Raw genomic sequence first — 15,826 nt, forward strand, 5'->3', positions numbered from 1 at the left:
GTCGTGGCCGGGACGGGTCCCGGCGATCAGGCGCCGGGGGTGATGCTCTCGAACGCGTGCAGATACGCGTTGACCGGACGGACGTCGCCGACGATCAGACCGGCGTCCGCCATCCTGCTGATCATGCTCTGCTGGGTGTGCTTCGCACCGCCCACGTTGAGCAGCAGCATCAGGTCCATCGAGGTGGTGAACTTCATCGACGGGGTGTCGTCGACGAGGTTCTCGATGACCACCACCCTGGCTCCCGGGCGGGCGGCCCGGACGACATTGCCCAGGGTTCTGCGGGTGCTGTCGTCGTCCCATTCCAGGATGTTCTTGATGATGTAGACATCGGCCTCGACGGGCATGGCCTCCCGGCAGTCCCCGGCGACGATGGTGACGCGGTCGGCGAGCGAGCCGCCCTCGCGCAGCCGCGGGTCCGCGTTGGCCACCACACGGGGAAGGTCCAGCAGCGTTCCCCGGATGCCGGGGTACTTCTCCAGCAGGCTCGCCAGGACGTGCCCCTGACCGCCGCCGATGTCCGCGACCGTCGACGCTCCCGTGAGGTCGAGGAGCTGCGCCACGTCACGGGCCGACTGCATGCTGGACGTGGTCATGGCCCGGTTGAAGACGTGCGCCGACTCGTGCGCGTCCTCGTGGAGGTAGTCGAAGAAGCCCTTGCCGTAGAGCCCGTCGAAGACGCTCTTGCCGGAGCGCACCGCCTCGTCGAGGATCGGCCAGGCGTCCCAGGTCCAGGGCTCGGTGCACCAGAGCGAGATGTACTTCAGGCTGTGCGGGTCGTCCTCGCGGAGCAGCCGGGACATCTCCGTGTGCGCGAAGGTGCCGTCCTCGGTCTCGGTGAAGATCCCGTAGCAGGTCAGCGCGCGAAGCATCCGCCGCAGCGCCCGCGGCTCGGCCTTCACCGAGGCCGCCAGTTCCTCCGCGGTCGCGGGGCTCTCCCCCAGCGCGTCGGCGACGCCGAGCCGGGCCGCGGCCCGCACGGCACCGGCGCATGCCGCCCCGAAGACGAGCTCCCGCAGTTGCATGGACGGCGGGGTCGCCGTCGTTGCACCTACGGTGCTCATGAGCACCGCCCTGCCTTCTCGGCGGTCTTGCAGTAGTTGCCGGAGAATGTGTTGGCACCGGTGTCACGGTTGGCGAGGTCCGCCGGCCGGTTGCTCATCAGCACGTTGTCCTTGATGACGTTGCGGGTGCTCGGGGCGCCCACGATGCTCTTGAAGAGCACGATTCCGCCGGAGAACGGGGACGTGCCGGCGTTGCCCCAGACCATGTTGGACTCGACGACGGCGTCCTCGACGCCGGTCAGGACGATGCCCGCGCCCTGGATCCTGGGCAGCCGGGCGGTCTTCGGGCAGGACTTGTTGTTGTGGTGGACATGGTTGCCGCGGACGGCCAGGTCCCCGGTCCGCGGGACGCTCTCGTCGCCGACGACGAACATGCCGGCGCAGTTGGAGCTGAGCTCGTTGTTCTGGACGGTGAGGTTCCTGAGCCGTCTGACGGTGAGTCCGATCCGGTTGCCCGTCAGAAGGTTGCCGGTGACCAGGGTGCGGCGGGTGTTGACGGCCCCGGCCTCGGTGTCGGTGGTGTTCGACACGAAGATTCCGGACTCGGCGTTGTTACGGGCCGTGTTCTCCCGGATCACGGATCGCAGGGACCGCTCCTCGGCGATGCCCCAGTTGCCGTTCTTCTCCGAGGTCACGCGACGGATGATCAGTTTGTTGGTGCGCGAGGCCCAGATGCCGTTCTTCCGGAACCCCTCGACCTTCAGCGAGCGGATCTGTACGTTCTGGGCGGGCTTCGCGGTCGTGCCGAGGACGCAGATCCCGTTCCCCGCCTGCGCGCAGGCGTGCGTGGCCGCCCCGGTGGACGGCTTGATGACGGTCCGTGCCCCCGCCCCGATCAGGGTCAGGTCCGACTTCTTGATGAGAACGCTCTCGTGGTAGGTGCCGGGCGCGACGGAGATGATGTCACCCGGCTTCGCCGCGTTCACGGCGGCCTGGATCGACTCCCCCGGATGTACGTCGTGTGTCACCCCGGACCGGGCCGGCGCTGCCGCGCCCAGCCCCGTGGTCATCATGAGAGCGACGCATCCGAGGTACGTGATCTGTCGTTTCGTCATGAGCTCAAATTATGTGGCGAATACGGCAAATTGCCACATCCCTGACCCAACAGGAGCGTGTCGTGACAGAAGGCTCTCAGGCCGGCACATCACCCTCGAACCGGCGCAGCCGCTCCGCGTCGCAGGTCCGCGGGCAGGTGCCGCACGCCTCCGCCGGGCGGATCGTGTAGTACAGGCAGCAGCCGAGACGCGTGCGGGTCGGGTACGACCGTCCGTCGCGGCCCGTCAGCCGGCGGAAGCCGGCGCCGCCGGGGAACGGAGGCAGCGGCCCGGGCAGCAGCTCCTCCGCCGCACGTACGCCCCGCTCCTCCTCCCCCAGCATCCGGCCGAGGTTCCAGATGCCGGAGACCAGATCGTCGCCCACCATCCCCCACATCGCGCGCGGCCCGCGTCGCAGCCGCGGACCGATCGCGGCCAGCAGGGGCCGTACGTGGTCGGCGACCGCGGCACGCAGTTCCGCCCGCAGCGCCTCCCCGTGCGCCACCACGCGCACGCCCGGCAGCTCGGCCGCGGGATCGCCGGGCAGGCACGCGAAGCCGCCGGGGACGACGGCGAAGGCCCCCGTGGCCAGGCTGACCCGGACGTCCTGCGGGCGGATCCGCGGCACGCGGCGCTCGAGGTACCAGGGGCCGCTCATCAGCAGGCAGACGGTCCAGAGGTAGTCGTGCAGCGCACGCGACGCGACGACGTCCGGCCGGGCGGTGTGCGCGTGACGGTCCCGGATGCGCAGGGCCTCGGAATCGAGGAGGGCGTCGAGGAGTTCCGGACGGACCGCCAGTTCCGCACCGTCGGCCCAGCCTTGACCGGCCGGCGAGCCGGGTGCCGCGACCCCCATCTCCCACGAGGGGAGGAGCCCGGCGATCCGCCGACAGGTCCGGGCGAGCAGGGCGGAACAACTCACGGCAGGTCCGGCCAGTGGCGATGCCGGGGCCAGGGTCACGGGCGCTCCTCAGCACGAAGACGAACAGCAGGACGACGGACGGACGAACAACGACGAACAGACGAAACAACGGCGAAGACGAGCAACGCCGAGACGAACAGCGGGCGAGACGAACAACAGTGCACTAAGGCAAGGCTCACCTTAACCACACCGATGATCGCGAACGCCAACCGGGGCCGTGTCGCGGCGAATTGACAAACTTAGGTGTGCCTAACTTAGGCTCACGGCTCGTGATCCAGAACAATCACGGGTCACACGGCTCCGTGCACGAAAGCGATCCCTCATGCAGCTGTACCTGCTCGCCCTGAACCCGACCGACTCGGTCACCGAGGGATTCCTCCCCGCCGCCCGCAGGCTCGGGCTCCAGGTCACCCTGCTCACCGACCAGCCCGCGGCGCACCGCGCCGTCGCCCCGGACACCGAGCTGCTCGAGTGCGACGTGCGCGACTTCCGCGCCGTCATCACCCGGATCTCGGCCCACCGCACCCCGGACGCGGTCTTCACCAACAGCGACCATCTGCAGACCCAGGCCGCCCTGGCCGCCGGCTACTTCGGCCTTCCCGCCAAGAGCTGGCAGGCCACGCTGCGCGCCAAGGACAAGGCGGAGATGCGCCGCCACCTCGCCGCCGCCGGCGCCGACACCGTCGGGTCCGTGGAGCTCGCACCCGGACAGGACCCTGCCGCCGCGGTGGCCGCTCTCGGCAGGCCGTACCCGTACGTGGTCAAGCCGCGTGAGGGCGTGGCGAGCGAGGACGTCTTCCTGGTCGGGGAAGTGCAGGACCTGGTGCGGCGCTGCGCGGAGATCCGGGCGCGCCGGCCGCGGTCGGCGCTGGTCGTCGAGGAGTACCTGCCCGGCGAGCTGTACACCCTGGAGACGCTCGGCGACGGCCGCGTCCGCCATGTGCTGGGCGGCTTCCACACCGAGCTGTCCCCTCCCCCGTACTTCGTCGAGGAGCGGCTCACCTACGTCCCGGCGCATCCCCGGCCCGTCGTGGAACAGGTCCTCTCCCAACTGGACGCGCTCGGTGTGGGGTTCGGCGCCTGTCACACGGAGTTCGTGGTGCACGAGGGACGCGCGCGCATCATCGAGGTCAACTACCGTGCCATCGGCGACCAGTGCGATCTGCTCCTCGCCCGGCTGCTGGAGATACCGCTCTTCGAGCACATCCTCCGCACTCATCTGGGTGAGCCGCTGCCGGCGGACCTCCACGCAAGGACCGACGGCGCGGCCCGGCTCGACTATCCGTGCGCGGAGCGCGCCGGAACGCTGACCGACGCCCCCGCCGCGGCCGAATTCGAGGACGACGGCGTGCGGCTGACCTACCGGCCGCTGCGCGGGATAGGCGAACGGCACGAGCTGTACCGCACCAACCGCGACTTCCTGGGCGTCGTCCGGGCCACCGGCACCGACCAGAAGAGCGTGGACCGGGCCGTGACCGGCTTCCTCGCCGCACAGCGCTGGGAGATCACGCCGTGACGGTGCCGACGGGACCCGCCCGCGCGACCGGTGCGACGGCCGAGGCGGAGCTGCTCCTGCGGGTGCTCGGTGCGCTGCTGCGCGAGGACGTCGTGCGGCTGCGCTCCGGCAGCACCATGGTGGAACGCCCGGACGGCACCTGGCTGCGGCTGGCGACCGCCGGTTCGGACGCGCTGCTCCTGCCGGTCCGCGAGGACGGGTTCCAGTGCGCGTGGACCGCCCGGCTGCCGCTGCTGCGCCGCGAGTCCGACGGGACCGAACTGACCACCTGCGACGACGTCCTGGACGCGCTGGCCGCCCTCGCCGAACCCGCGGACCGGGGCGGCTTCGGCGCCTTCGCCGAGGAGTGCCGGCAGACGCTCGCCACCATGCGGCTGCACGCCCGGACGGAGGACGAAGTCCTCGGGGCGCTGGCGGCGCGCAACGGAGCCGACCCCGCACAGTGGACGGGGCTCGCCGCCGCCCCCGCCCATGACGCCCTCGCCGCCCGTCTCGACCACCCCGTCTATCCGACCGCGCGCGGGCGCTCGGGGCTCACGCCCGGCCAACTGCGCGCGTACGCACCCGAGTTCCACCCCCGTTTCGCCCTGCGCTGGCTGGCCCTCCCCAGGGACGCGGTCACCCTCCGGGGGCCGAGCCTCGCACCGCCTCCCTCGGAGCTCGGGCTGCCGGGACTCGACGGCAGCCATTTCGCTCTCCCCGTGCATCCCCTGTCCGTGGGCGGCCCCCTGCGGGACGCCCTGCGCGCCGCCGGACTCGAGGACCGGGCGGTCCTGGCCGACCGGCCGCACCTGGAGGTCGTACCGACCCTGTCCATGCGGACCGTGGCCCTCGCCGACCGCCCCGGCGTCCATCTCAAACTGCCCCTGGCCATCTCCACCCTGGGCCGGCTCAATCGGCGCACCATCAAGCCCGGCACACTCGTCGACGGTGCGGCCGCGCAGCGCCTGCTGCGGACCGTGACCGCACGGGAGCCTCGCTTCCGGGACACCGTCCTGCATGCCGACGAGACGCACTTCGCCCATGCCGGCCACGAGCTGCTCGCCGTGCTCCTGCGGCGCTGTCCCGCCGGCCTGGACGACGCCGTCGTGGTACCGATGGCCGCACTGCTGAGCCGGGCTCCCGGCGGCCGGCTGGTCATCGACCACCTCGCCGACCGCTTCTACGGCGGCGATCCGCTCGCCCTCCTCGACGCCGCGCTCACGCTGCTGTTCGACTGGCAGACCACGCTCTTCGGATACGGGATCGCCCTGGAGTCCCACCAGCAGAACGTGTCACTCGTGCTGGACGAGCGGGCGGGCCACCCGCGCCTGCGGCTGCTGCTCAAGGACAACGACGGCCCGCGTATCAACAGCGTCCGGCTGCGTGAGGCACTCGGCGCGGACGCGCCGGACCCGGCGGCGTTCGACGACCGTCGCATCCTCGGCGACAGCGACGGGCCGGTCGTGGACCTGTTCACCACCATCACCGTCCATCTGTGCGCGGGTGCGTACGCCTTCGGACTCGCCCGGCACGGCCGCGCACCGCTGGACCGCCTGCTGGGGCTCGTACGTGACCGGCTCGCCGAGGCCGTGGAACGGCTCGGGACGCGGCCCGGGGAGCCGGGAGCCGTGCTGCGCGCACACGTCCTGGACGCGGCGCGGCTGCCCGTCAAGGCGATGGTGACCGCGGGGACCCTGCTCGCCAAGGACCGTTCGGGAGCGTCCGACATCAACAAGCACTACACGACCGGCCCCAACTACCTGCTGCGGGGAGTGTTCGCGCGGCGATGACCTCCATCCACTTTTCCGCCCGTCACTCCGCCCTGGCGGGCAGGCCCACCGCGGACGACGCCGTGGCGCACACCCTCCTCAACTGTCTGCTCCGTGAGGTGTCGGGACCGGAGCACCGGACCGCTGTCATCGGCGGCCGTCTGCTGCTGCGCCTTCCACGGCCGGGCGTGCTGCTCCGGGTGTCCCTTCGCCGTACGTCCCTCCTCGGGGCGCACCGCTTCGCCGGTCCGGTCGAGGAGCAGACCGACGGCGGCTGGTCCGCACTCGACTGGGCGGGCCTCGCCCGGTACATCCACGCGGAGCTCTCGCTCCGTACGGGCGTACGCAACGACGAGTTCCTGGACCAGGTCGCCTCCAGCCACCAGGGGGTCGCGGCGGGCCTCGCCCTCCCCCGCCGGGCCGCCGGTGGCAGCGGTCCACTCGCCGACTACCTCGCCTCCGAGCAGTCCCTCGTCCTCGGCCACCGCTTCCACCCCACCCCCAAGGCCCGCGGCGGCGACCCCGCCGCCTGGTCCGCGTACGCCCCCGAAGCCGCCGCCTCCTTCCCGCTCCGCCTGCTCGCCGTCCGCGACGGCCTGATCGTCGAGGAGTCGGCGGAGCCGGGCGCCGCCGACCCGCTCGACCGGCTGGGGCCGGTGCCCGAGGGGTACCGGCTGCTGCCCGCCCACCCCTGGCAGTACGAACTGCTGCACGAGCACCCGGCGCTGCGGGAGGCTCTCGGCCGGGGCGACATCCTCGACCTCGGCCCCGGCCGTACCCCCTTCGCCGCCACCGCGTCCGTCCGCACCCTTTACGACGGCAACACGTTCCTCAAGTTCAGCCTGAACGTCCGCATCACGAACTGCCTGCGCAAGAACGCCGGCTACGAACTCACCGGAGCGGTCGGGCTGACCGGACTGCTCGGACCCGCTCTGGCCGACCTGTCCGCCCGATTCCCCGGCAGCGGCATGCTCCGCGAGCCCGCCTACCGCAGCCTCGCCCTGCCCGGCGCGGACGGCAGTCCGGTCCTCGCGCTCCTCGAGGGCTTCGGTGTGATCGTCCGTGAAGGTCTCGCCGGCCGCCTTCGCCCCGGGGTCACTCCGCTGCTCGCCGCCTCCGTGGCCGACGAGTACCCCCTGGGGCCCGCCCACATCTCCCGGCTGCTGGCCGATGCGGACCCGGCCACGGCCCTGGAGTGGTGGCGCGACTATCTGGACCTGCTCGTCCCGCCCGTCCTGGCCGCGTACTTCGACCACGGGCTGGTCCTCGAACCCCATCTGCAGAACGTCGTCGTCTGCGTGGACGCCGACGGCAGACCCGTACAGGTCCTCTTCCGCGACATGGAAGGCACCAAGCTGCTTCCCGAGCACCACGCCGCAGCGCTCGCCGCACTGCCCGCCGAGGTGGCGGGCCCCTTGACGTACGACGCCGGGCGCGGCTGGGACCGGGTCGTCTACTGCCTGCTCGTGAACCATGTGGCCGAGATGCTCGCGGCTCTCGCCGATCTGCACCCGCAGACCGAGACCGCGCTGTGGTCGCAGGTGCGCCGCACACTGCGGGACTACGCCGACGAACACGGCTGCCCGCCGCGTCTGACCGCCCTGCTCGCCGGTGAACCGCTGCCGGCCAAGGCCAATCTGCTCACCCGCTGGGCACGCGCGGCCGACCGTACGGCGGGTTATGTCCGCCTGCCCTCCCCGCTCGCCGAGGACATGCTGTCCGGGGCGATCCCCGCCGACGACAACTGGAACGCCCGTTGACCACGACCCTGCTGACCCCGGCGGTGCGCGAGCACGCACTGGCCCTCCCGGCCGACGGCCTGCCGGCGTATCTGTACGACCTGGCCGCACTGCGCGAGCACGCCGCGTCCGTCCGGTCGGCGCTGCCGGACCGCGTCGAGCTGTACTACGCCGCCAAGGCCAATCCCGAACGGGAGATCCTGACGGCTCTCGCTCCGTACGTGGACGGCTTCGAGGTCTCTTCCGGAGGCGAACTCGCCCATGTCGCCGAGGCCGTCCCGCAGCGGCCGCTGGCCTTCGGCGGCCCCGGGAAGACTCCCGCCGAGACGGCGGCGGCGCTCGAAGCGGGAGTGGAGCGCTTCCATGTGGAGAGCCCGTACGAACTCCGTATGCTGGCGGACCTCGCCGCCCGCCACGCGCCCGCGGCACGCGTCGGGGTCCTGCTCCGCTTCAACCTGCCGCTCGCCGACGGCTCGCTGAAAGCCAGTGCGCTGTCCATGGGCGGCCGCCCGACCCCGTTCGGCATGGACCCGTCCGAGGCCGACGCCATGGTCCGCCTCCTCACCGACGGCAGCTGTCCGCAGCTGGAGCTGCGCGGTGTCCACGCCCATCTGGCGAGCGGCCTCGGTGCCCGGGCCGAGCTCGCCGTGGCCGAGTCCGTCGTGACCTGGTCGGTGCGCCTCGCCGAGCGCCACGGCTTCCGCCTCCACGAGGTCAATGTCGGCGGCGGTATGACGGTCGACTACGCGGACCCCGGGGCCCGGTTCGACTGGGCCGCCTACGGGGCCGGGCTCGCCCGTCTCACCGCCGCCCACCCGGGCCTGCGGCTCCGCATCGAGCCGGGCCGCGCGCTCACGGCGTACTGCGGCTGGTACGCCACCGAGGTCCTGGACGTGAAGCGGAGCCACGGCGAGACCTTCGCGGTCGTCCGCGGTGGCACCCACCATCTGCGCACCCCGGCGACGAAGGGCCACGACCAGCCGTGCGCCGTGCTCCGCAGGGACGTCTGGCCCCACCCCTGGCCGCGGCCAGAGGCCGGCCAGGACCTGGTCACGGTGACCGGCCAGCTGTGCACCCCCAAGGACGTCCTCGCCCGCCGTGTCCCGGCGCAGGGGCTGCGGGCGGGCGACCTCGTGGTGTTCGCGCTGGCCGGGGCGTACGCGTGGAACATCTCCCACCACGACTTCCTCATGCATCCGCGGCCCGGCTTCCACTTCCTGGCACGGCCGCCGGTCAGCCACCGCTGTTGAGGACCAGCGCCTCGCCCACGTTCGTCCGCGCATAGAGCACCACCCGGCCGGTGCGGTGGGCGCGCACCAGGCCCGCCGCACGCAGTGCCGTCAGATGCTGCGACACACCTCCCGGGGAGTGGCCGATGCGACGAGCCAGGTCCGTCGTGGTGGCGGGGGCGGCCAGTTCGGCCAGGAGCAGGGCCCGGGTACGGCCCAGCACCCCGGACAGGGCGCTGGAGCAGGGCTGCGGGCGCTGCTCCCACAGGGTGCCGATACCCCGCGGCGGATAGCGCAGGGTGGGCTGCCAGACCACACAGTCGAGCGTGGAGAAGATCCGCGGCCACGTGAAGGCCGAGGGGACGAGCAGCAGGCCACGGCCGTCGAGCCGGCGCACCCCGCGCGAGCAGCGGTGGGTCATCTGAAGGGTGCCCGAGTCCCAGGTGAGCTGCGGGTCGAGGTCGTGTCGGGGTCGACGTACGGGTGGACTCCCCCGGAGTCGGATCCCGTCTGCAGGACCACCCCGAGGGGGTGATCATGTGGGAGGCGAAGCAGCCCATGGTCACGAAGTCCACCCAGTGGTGGGAGATCGGGATCTTCGCCGCCACCGAGCCGGACCTGGACCGGCCCGACCTGCCGGCACCGTACGGATGAGCGCCGACAGCGATCCGGACGCGCCGCTCGATGCCCGGCTGCGGGTCAAGGGTGTCCGGGGGCTGCGGGTGGCGGACGCGTCCGTGATGCCGTTCCTGACGGCGGTCAATCCGTGCATCACCACGATGATGATCGGCAAGAAGTGCGCCGACCTGATCAGGGAGCGGTGACGAAGGCCCGGGGAGGAGTTCGTCGAGGCTGCCGTCGAGCCCAGGGTCACGAAACCCCCCAATTAGTTACCAAGTGGACACAAGGCGGCGCGCCGGAGCGGACGCGATTCGGCCTGTTTCCCACTCATGCGGCGCATTTTCCTGTGAAGCGTCTGTGAATTCGTCTTCATACTCGACCTGCGATATCCCGCTGACCACCCCGAACGATCTCCACGAACTCTGAGAGGTAATGATCACCGGTTGACCGAAAGGGCCCCTTGACCGCTTATCGAGGCGCGAACGAGACTTTCTTGAGGCACTCATGCATCAGGAGCCACAAGCACACGCGCATGCTGATGGCCCTGCGAGACCGATATCGCACGGGGTGTGTGACGGGGGAAAGCACGGAAGAGTACGCCTGCAAACTTGACGCATGCGCATGTCCTCTTCACCTCCCCTCCTCATCTCTTGGTGCGCGAAAGGGAATGGAGGGGGAATGCCGACGCACATGGGCTATCCCGGCGTATACATCGAAGAACTTCCCAGCAGCGTCCGTACCATCGCCTCGGTCACCACCTCGGTGACCGCGTTCGTGGGGCACACCCGCCGGGGTCCGCTCAATCAGCCGGTGCGGGTCACCAGCTTCGCGGACTTCGAGCGCCGCTTCGGCGGGCTCACCTCCCGCAGCGCCGTCAGCTATGCCGTGCACCAGTTCTTCGGCAACGGCGGCACTGTCGCGGTGATCGTCCGTGTGGCCAAGGCCGGCACCGGCGAGGAAGCCTGCGTCACGCTCAACTCGACCGAGGGGCACAGCGATTGCCCGGTGCTCGAGGTGCACGCCAAGGAGCCCGGTGTCTGGGGCTCGGGGCTGCGGGTGGCCGTCGACCACGACACGCCCACCCCGGGCAAGACGTTCAACCTCCATGTCCTCGACGCGCGTGGCGGGGCCCGCGAGTCCTTCACCGGCCTGTCGATGAACGCCGGGCACGGCCGCTTCGTGGAGACGGTCGTGAACGCCGGCTCCTCGCTCGTCCGCGTCAAGGCGCTGGACGAGGACCGGCCCGACCCGTCCGGCACGGTCTCCAAGCCCTTCGCGGCCGAGCTGCCCGATCTGAACGTCGAACTGAAGGTCAAGATCGGCGATGTGGAGCGGGAGTTCACCCTCTACGAGCCCGACCACGACGGCGAGCCGCCGACCACGGTCACCGAGCTCGCCCTGCTGCTCGAGCGGAAGCTGCGCGCACTGCCCGACGCCCCCGGCAAGCACGCCTTCGCCGGCGCCGAGGTCACCGCGTTCGGCCGGCGGCTCCAGGTCGTCGCCGGGTCCGCCGACCCCGACGACGTGGTCCGCTTCATCGGCGAATGCGCCAACGACCTGGGCCTGGAGGCCTCGGTCAACCCGCCCGTCTTCCCGCTCCAGGGCGGCAAGGACGGGGACCCGCCCGGACCGCGCGACCTCATCGGCAGCGAGGCCCGCAAGACCGGCGTACAGGCGCTGCGCGACGTCGACGACGTCAACCTGCTCTCCCTGCCCGAGCTTTCGGCGTACGAGTCGACCGACGACATGGTCACCGTGCTCTCCGCGGCCGAGCAGCTCTGCCGGGAGCGGCGGATCTTCCTGCTCGTGGACTCGCCCTCGACATGGGGCAGCGTGGACGCCGCGCGGGCCGGGATCGGCGCGTTCGACAGTGTGCGCAGCGATCACGCGGCGCTGTACTTCCCGCATGTGCAGCTCTCCGACCCGCTCACGGGCCGGCTGCGCGCCTTCCCGCCGTCGGGTGTCATCGCCGGCGTCATCGCCCGTACGGACGGTGAGCGCGGCGTGTGGAAGGCCCCGGCCGGGACCGAGGCGCGGCTGGCCGGTGTGCGCTCGCTGACGGTCAAGCTCACCGACCGGGAGAACGGGCTGCTCAACCCGCTGGGCGTGAACTGCCTGCGCACCTTCCCGGTGGTCGGCCCGCTGGTCTGGGGCGCACGCACGCTCGAGGGCGCGGACGCGCTGGACAGCGAGTGGAAGTACGTACCGGTGCGCCGGCTCGCGCTCCATGTCGAGGAGAGCCTCTACCGCGGTCTGCAGTGGGTGGTCTTCGAGCCCAACGACGAGCAGCTGTGGCAGCAGATCCGGCTGAAGGCGTCGGCGTATCTCAACGACCTCTTCCGGCAGGGCGCGTTCAAGGGCGCCACGCCGCGCGAGGCGTACTTCGTCAAATGCGACAAGGACACCACCACCGACGCCGACATCGAGCGCGGAGTGGTCAATGTCGTCATCGGCATCGCGCCGGTCCGGCCGGCGGAGTTCGTCATCGTGAAGATTCAGCAGGTCGCCGGGCAGTTCGACCTCTCGTAAACACGGACCCGAGAAAAAGGAACACGAAGGAAACCGATGGCTGAGTTCCAGGTAAACGCCCATCGCTTCGACCCCTACAAGAATTTCAAGTTCCTGGTCCTCTGGGACGGTCGAACGGTCGCGGGCATCAGCAAGATCAGTCCCCTCAAGCGCACCACCGAAGTGGTCAAGCACCGCCACGGCGGCGACCCCAGCTCGCCGCGCAAGTCGCCGGGCCGCTCCGAATTCGAGGGCGTCACGCTCGAACGCGGCGTCACCCATGACCCGGAGTTCGACCGCTGGGCCAACAAGGTCTGGCAGGTGGGCGCCGGGCTCGGTTCGGAGGTGTCGCTGCGGGACTTCCGCAAGGACATCATCATCCAGGTCCTCAACGAGGCCGGGCAGGTGGCCGTCTCGCACAAGCTGTACCGGGCCTGGGTGAGCGAGTACCAGGTGCTGGGCGAGCTGGACGCGAACGCGAACGCCGTCGCCATCCAGAGCGTCAAGCTCGAATGCGAGGGCTGGGAGCGCGACTACGAGGTGCCGGAGCCGGTCGAGCCCTCATTCACCAATCCGGCCTGAACACCATCTGAAGACACCTGAAGACACCTGAACATGCCTGAGCACGTCCGGACACCGGGCGTCGCTCGAACACCGCCTGTGCACGAAGGGTTGAGGGATGACGCACGCCGCGCCGCCGACGGGGCCTGCCGACCTGCTCGCCACCTGGGAGGCCGGGCTGGCGCAGCACGACCGGGGACGGTCTCTGCTGCTGCACCGGGCGGCCCGTCCGGGAGCCGGCGCCGACGAGTTGCTGTCGATGCCGGTCGGCGAGCGCGAGGCGGACCTGTTCGCCCTGCGCCGGGCGCTGTTCGGGGAGCGCATGCAGGTGCGCGTCGAATGTGCGTCGTGCGGCGAGGCGATGGAGTTCGACCTCGACGCGACGCTTCTGGGTGCACGGACGCGGACACCGGCCGGGCCGCTGCGAGTGGAGGAGGGCGAGTGGGTCGTCGAGTTCCGGCTGCCCACCGTCGCCGACCTCGCGGCGGCCGGCACGGCACCGGATCCGGTCGAGGCGCGCCGTCTGCTGCTGGCGCGCTGCACGGTTTCGGCCGCACGGGGCGGGGCGGCCGTCGCGCCGGAACAGCTCGCCGGTGCCCTGCCCGAGCGTGTGGCACAGCGGCTCGCCGAAATGGCCGAGGAGTCCGACCCGGCGGCCGATGTGACGCTGAACGTGGCCTGTCCCGAGTGCGGTGAGGCCACCCCGGCCGAGCTGGACATCACTTCCTATCTATGGACCGAACTGGACAACTGGGCACGCGACTTGATGCTCGACGTCCATCTGCTCGCCACCGCCTACGGGTGGAGCGAGCCGGAGATCCTGGCGCTCAGCCCGCTGCGGCGTCGTTACTACCTGGAGCTGTGCGCAGATGGCTGACTACTTCGACCGGCTGCTCGCCCGGTACACGCCGGTCGCCGCGGCCGGCGGTGCCGGCGGCCCGGCGCGGGTGCGGCCGCGGCTGCCGGGCCCGTTCGAGCGGGTCGAGGCGCTGCGGACCGCTCCGCCCGAGCCCGGCGAGCCGGCCGCACTGATCCCGTCGGCACCCGCGCCCGCCTTCGGTCCCGCGGAGCCCGTACGCCACGAGCGCGAGGTGCGGACGGACAGGCTCACCGTCGTACGGACCGAGACGGCGCGGCCCGGCGAGCCCGAGCGGCCCACCGCGCCGACCCCCGCGGGCCCTTCGCTGCGGCCCGCTGCCCACGCCGCTCCCGGGCCGCGCCCGGTGTCCTCCGACAGCGGGCCCGCGTCCCGGCGTCCGGCGTCGCCCGCGGTGGCGGACACTCCGCGGCAGACGCCGGCTTCCGCGCCGCGTGCCGCGGACCCCGCACCCGTGGCCGCGGCCGCCACACCGGCACGGCCGCGCAGCGCCGACACCGCGGCCGCCCGTGGCCCGGCACTGAACGGCGTCGGCAGGCGTGCGCCCCGGCCGGCCGAGCGTGTCGTGCACGTACAGATCGGCCGGCTCGAGGTGAGCGCCACCCCGCCGCCCGGCGCGAACCGCCCCGCCGCCGGCCACCCCGACCACACCGGACGGCGCGCACCCGCGCTGGCCCTGGACGACTACCTCGCGCGCGGCGAGAAGAGGGACTGAGGTACCGAGGTCATGAGCAACGCACTTGCCGTCGCGACGGTCACCCAGGCTCTGGCCCTGCTGATCGAGAGCAATCTGGGGCCCGAGATGGACATCGCGGTGAAGGTGGAGACGCGCAAACCGCCCGCCGAACCGCCGACCGAACCGACCATCAACGTCTTCCTCTACCAGGTCACGCCGAACGCCTCGATGCGCAACCAGGACCTGCCCACGCGTGCCTCGGACGGCACGCTCGTCAAGCGGGCCGTGGCGGCGCTCGATCTGCACTATCTGATCAGCGCGTACGGGGAGGAGGCGGAGCTGGTCGGCCAGCGGCTGATCGGCTGCGTGGTACGGACGCTGCACGAAATCCCCGTCCTGCCCAAGGAGTTGATCGAGCTCGCGGCGGAGCGTCCGTATCTGGCGGGCAGCGATCTGGCTCAGTCACCGCAGAAGGTGCGGTTCACACCGACGGTGATGGACATCGACGAGACGTCCAAGCTGTGGGGAATGCTGCACCAGACCCCGTACACCCTGTCGGTGGCCTACCAGGCGTCGCTGGTACTGATCGAGGGCCGCGAGCGGCCGGTCCCGGCGAAGCCGGTGCAGCAGCGGACGGTGCGGGTGCTGCCTTTCGGGGCGCCGGGCGCACCGGTGCCGCCGGGCGCGGATGCGGTGGTACCGCCGGGCGCGGATGCGGTGGTGGAACCCACGCCCACCGAGGCAGAGGCCGCCGAGCAGGGGTCCAAGGCACCTGCCGCTCCTGCTCCTGCGTCCCCTCCCCCTTCCGTGCGGAAGCGAGCCGCCAACAAGCGCTCCACGCCCGCCCGCGCCCGCAAGGCGACGGGACAGAGCCCGGGCGCCGTGGACGCGGACGGCAAGGAGAGCTGAGTCACGGTGCGCGACACGGGGGCGGGTGAGGACATGGGCACGTACGAGGGGACCGGCCAGGGCACGGGAACGGGCGCGGGCACGGACGGCCGCGCGCTGGCGACGGCGATCCGCTCGGTCCTCGCCCGCGTCGACGCGCATGCGGCGCGAGCGGGGACGCAGGCGCGCGGGAATGCCGCCGCCGGCACGCCCGGCCCCGGGACCGACGCCCCGGCCGGTACGGGTCCGCGCCGTGCGACGGCGGACGCACCGGAGCCGGGATCCGCATCCGGCACCGGACATGGTGACTCCGCCGCGGCCGCACCTGCCGGCGAGCAGCCGGACTCAGCCGCGTCCGCGGGCGTTCGCCGCCCCGACGACGCAGCTCCCGGCGGGGATCTCGCCGTGACCGGCGACGCCACGTACGGCACGTCCGATTC

Annotated in this window: 12 protein-coding genes and 3 pseudogenes; 11 read left to right on the forward strand and 4 right to left on the reverse strand. The window is 71.7% G+C overall.

Annotated features, from left to right (window positions below; translation table 11 throughout):
• Positions 1-26: 26 nt before the first annotated feature.
• From ACWGI8_RS23600 to ACWGI8_RS23610, 3 genes are all read right to left on the reverse strand, one after another.
• Positions 27-1,064 carry a methyltransferase gene (locus tag ACWGI8_RS23600; protein ID WP_453663678.1) on the reverse strand — a complete coding sequence of 346 codons (1,038 nt, stop codon included), beginning with the start codon at positions 1,062-1,064 and terminating at the stop codon, positions 27-29.
• Positions 1,061-2,119 (reverse strand): right-handed parallel beta-helix repeat-containing protein, encoded by a 1,059-nt coding sequence (locus ACWGI8_RS23605; RefSeq protein WP_453663680.1) that lies wholly within the window; start codon positions 2,117-2,119, stop codon positions 1,061-1,063. Before ACWGI8_RS23605 ends, ACWGI8_RS23600 begins: the two co-directional genes overlap by 4 nt.
• Before the next feature lie 76 nt (positions 2,120-2,195).
• A complete protein-coding gene (locus ACWGI8_RS23610) occupies positions 2,196-3,059 on the reverse strand; it encodes a (2Fe-2S)-binding protein (protein ID WP_453663682.1) in 864 nt (287 codons plus the stop codon).
• Between the two features lie 283 nt (positions 3,060-3,342).
• Here ACWGI8_RS23610 and ACWGI8_RS23615 point away from each other — a divergent pair, with 283 nt between their 5' ends.
• From ACWGI8_RS23615 to ACWGI8_RS23630, 4 genes are read left to right on the forward strand one after another with little or no spacing between them, the layout of a single operon-like run.
• On the forward strand, positions 3,343-4,536 hold the full coding sequence (locus ACWGI8_RS23615) for an ATP-grasp domain-containing protein (RefSeq protein WP_453663683.1): 1,194 nt from the start codon (positions 3,343-3,345) through the stop codon (positions 4,534-4,536).
• Positions 4,533-6,308 carry an IucA/IucC family protein gene (locus tag ACWGI8_RS23620; RefSeq protein WP_453663685.1) on the forward strand — a complete coding sequence of 592 codons (1,776 nt, stop codon included), beginning with the start codon at positions 4,533-4,535 and terminating at the stop codon, positions 6,306-6,308. Before ACWGI8_RS23615 ends, ACWGI8_RS23620 begins: the two co-directional genes overlap by 4 nt.
• Positions 6,305-8,047, forward strand: coding sequence for an IucA/IucC family protein (locus ACWGI8_RS23625; RefSeq protein ID WP_453663687.1), 1,743 nt, complete (start codon positions 6,305-6,307; stop codon positions 8,045-8,047). Before ACWGI8_RS23620 ends, ACWGI8_RS23625 begins: the two co-directional genes overlap by 4 nt.
• A complete protein-coding gene (locus tag ACWGI8_RS23630; protein WP_453663688.1) occupies positions 8,044-9,276 on the forward strand; it encodes a type III PLP-dependent enzyme in 1,233 nt (410 codons plus the stop codon). The genes ACWGI8_RS23625 and ACWGI8_RS23630 overlap by 4 nt, the downstream gene beginning before the upstream one ends.
• On the opposite strand, the pseudogene ACWGI8_RS23635 reads toward ACWGI8_RS23630, so the two are convergent.
• Positions 9,260-9,718, reverse strand: a pseudogene (locus ACWGI8_RS23635) (ArsR/SmtB family transcription factor); the annotation flags it as partial. The gene ACWGI8_RS23630 and the pseudogene ACWGI8_RS23635 sit on opposite strands and share 17 nt — an antisense overlap.
• Positions 9,719-9,723: 5 nt before the next feature.
• Here ACWGI8_RS23635 and ACWGI8_RS23640 point away from each other — a divergent pair.
• The 7 genes and pseudogenes from ACWGI8_RS23640 to ACWGI8_RS23670 all read left to right on the forward strand — a co-directional run.
• Positions 9,724-10,079, forward strand: a pseudogene (locus ACWGI8_RS23640) (GMC oxidoreductase); the annotation flags it as partial.
• A 475-nt stretch (positions 10,080-10,554) separates the two neighbouring features.
• Entirely contained in the window at positions 10,555-12,405 is a 1,851-nt protein-coding gene (locus ACWGI8_RS23645) for a phage tail sheath family protein (protein ID WP_453663689.1), read from the forward strand.
• A 36-nt stretch (positions 12,406-12,441) separates the two neighbouring features.
• Positions 12,442-12,966, forward strand: a complete 525-nt coding sequence (locus tag ACWGI8_RS23650) for a phage tail protein (RefSeq protein ID WP_453663690.1) — start codon at positions 12,442-12,444, stop codon at positions 12,964-12,966.
• A 97-nt stretch (positions 12,967-13,063) separates the two neighbouring features.
• Complete coding sequence (locus ACWGI8_RS23655; protein WP_453663691.1) at positions 13,064-13,822, forward strand: T4 family baseplate hub assembly chaperone; 759 nt, start codon at positions 13,064-13,066, stop codon at positions 13,820-13,822.
• On the forward strand, positions 13,815-14,537 hold the full coding sequence (locus ACWGI8_RS23660) for a hypothetical protein (RefSeq protein ID WP_453663693.1): 723 nt from the start codon (positions 13,815-13,817) through the stop codon (positions 14,535-14,537). Before ACWGI8_RS23655 ends, ACWGI8_RS23660 begins: the two co-directional genes overlap by 8 nt.
• A gap of 12 nt (positions 14,538-14,549) precedes the next feature.
• Positions 14,550-15,407, forward strand: coding sequence for a DUF4255 domain-containing protein (locus tag ACWGI8_RS23665; RefSeq protein ID WP_453663695.1), 858 nt, complete (start codon positions 14,550-14,552; stop codon positions 15,405-15,407).
• Between the two features lie 6 nt (positions 15,408-15,413).
• A pseudogene (locus ACWGI8_RS23670) lies at positions 15,414-15,826 on the forward strand (hypothetical protein); the annotation flags it as partial.

The organism is Streptomyces sp. NPDC054841, assembly GCF_053611045.1.

What these genes read in the sequence shown, in the direction of transcription:
- ACWGI8_RS23655 (WP_453663691.1), top strand. Translation starts at nt 13,064, where the DNA reads ATGACGCACGCCGCGCCGCCGACGGGGCCTGCCGACCTGCTCGCCACC.
- ACWGI8_RS23660 (WP_453663693.1), top strand. Translation starts at nt 13,815, where the DNA reads ATGGCTGACTACTTCGACCGGCTGCTCGCCCGGTACACGCCGGTCGCC.
- ACWGI8_RS23625 (WP_453663687.1), top strand. Translation starts at nt 6,305, where the DNA reads ATGACCTCCATCCACTTTTCCGCCCGTCACTCCGCCCTGGCGGGCAGG.
- ACWGI8_RS23615 (WP_453663683.1), top strand. Translation starts at nt 3,343, where the DNA reads ATGCAGCTGTACCTGCTCGCCCTGAACCCGACCGACTCGGTCACCGAG.
- ACWGI8_RS23605 (WP_453663680.1), bottom strand. Translation starts at nt 2,119, where the DNA reads ATGACGAAACGACAGATCACGTACCTCGGATGCGTCGCTCTCATGATG.
- ACWGI8_RS23645 (WP_453663689.1), top strand. Translation starts at nt 10,555, where the DNA reads ATGCCGACGCACATGGGCTATCCCGGCGTATACATCGAAGAACTTCCC.
- ACWGI8_RS23650 (WP_453663690.1), top strand. Translation starts at nt 12,442, where the DNA reads ATGGCTGAGTTCCAGGTAAACGCCCATCGCTTCGACCCCTACAAGAAT.
- ACWGI8_RS23600 (WP_453663678.1), bottom strand. Translation starts at nt 1,064, where the DNA reads ATGAGCACCGTAGGTGCAACGACGGCGACCCCGCCGTCCATGCAACTG.
- ACWGI8_RS23665 (WP_453663695.1), top strand. Translation starts at nt 14,550, where the DNA reads ATGAGCAACGCACTTGCCGTCGCGACGGTCACCCAGGCTCTGGCCCTG.